This window comes from Psychrobacter sp. ANT_H3, from assembly GCF_027919975.1.
Lineage (GTDB): Bacteria > Pseudomonadota > Gammaproteobacteria > Pseudomonadales > Moraxellaceae > Psychrobacter > Psychrobacter maritimus.
Genome location: NZ_JAQISM010000006.1, coordinates 1 through 1,199, shown reverse-complemented (window position 1 = coordinate 1,199; position 1,199 = coordinate 1). Strand labels below are relative to the sequence as shown.

Genomic DNA, 1,199 nt, shown 5'->3' with positions numbered 1-1,199 from the left:
GGTAATCCCCCCACTAAATAAGAACACTTAGAAATAGAGATTAACTGCTAAAATATATCAGCAGGAGAATCCTATGAAAAAGACACGCTTTACTGACAACCAAATCGTTAATATCCTAAAACAAGCCGAACAAGGTGTCCCTATCACCGAGCTTTGCCGTGAGCATAATATCAGCCAAAGTACCTTTTATAACTGGCGCTCAAAGTATGGCGGCATGGATGCCTCTTTGATTGCGCGCTTAAAAGAACTTGAAATTGAAAATGCACGTCTTAAGAAGATGTATGCTGATGAATGTCTTAAATCCGATATCCTACAGGATGCCATGACAAAAAAGTGGTAGCGCCCCAAAGGCGCAGGAAAATGGCTTGTCATTACATTGAAGAGCATGGTATTAGCATACGTCGTGCTTGCCGTATCTTTAACATCAGCGTGACCTGCTATTACCATAAGTCAATGGCCACGGATGAGAACCAGCAGATCGCGGACTTACTCATCAAACTGACTGATGAGAATAAGAACTGGGGCTTTGGTTTATGCTTTTTAAGCCTGCGTAATGTCATGGGACTGCCGTACAACCACAAGCGGGTATATCGCATCTACTGTGAGCTTGAACTCAACCTTAGAATCAAGCCCAAGCGTCGCATTAAACGCGCTAAACCAATACCATTAGCAGTACCTGATAGGATAAACCAAAGCTGGAGCATGGACTTTATGCACGACGGCTTAAATGACGGTCGCAGCTTTAGACTGTTTAATGTGATTGATGATTACAACCGTGAAGCGCTCACCGTTGAGATTGACTTCTCACTACCAGCACAAAGGCTCATACGCACATTAGACCAGCTCATTGAATATCGAGGCAAACCTGTACAAATAAGATGCGATAACGGTCCTGAGTACATCAGCAATGCGCTCAAAGACTGGGCTGAGCAGAAAAGCATTAACTTAAGCTATATTGAACCTGGCAATCCACAGCAAAATGCCTATGTGGAGCGCTTTAACAGAACCATGAGATATGATTGGTTAAATCAGGAGCTGTTTGATAACTTAGAGCAAGTACGCACACAAGCAGAAAACTGGTTATATCATTATAATCATGAGCGCCCAAACATGGGCAATGGCGGTTTTACGCCCATACAGAAACTCAATCAAGCAGCTTAATTCTATTTGTTAGGTGTCTTAGGTTTGGGAGGGTTACC

1 protein-coding gene is annotated in these 1,199 nt (G+C 43.0%); it reads left to right on the top strand.

Annotated elements, in window-relative coordinates:
* Positions 1 to 73 precede the first annotated feature (73 nt).
* A protein-coding gene (locus tag PG901_RS04940) for an IS3 family transposase (RefSeq protein WP_271133727.1) occupies positions 74 to 1,161 on the top strand; the annotation gives its coding sequence in 2 pieces (ribosomal slippage) (positions 74 to 326 and positions 326 to 1,161; 1,089 coding nt in all).
* Positions 1,162 to 1,199: the final 38 nt, after the last annotated feature.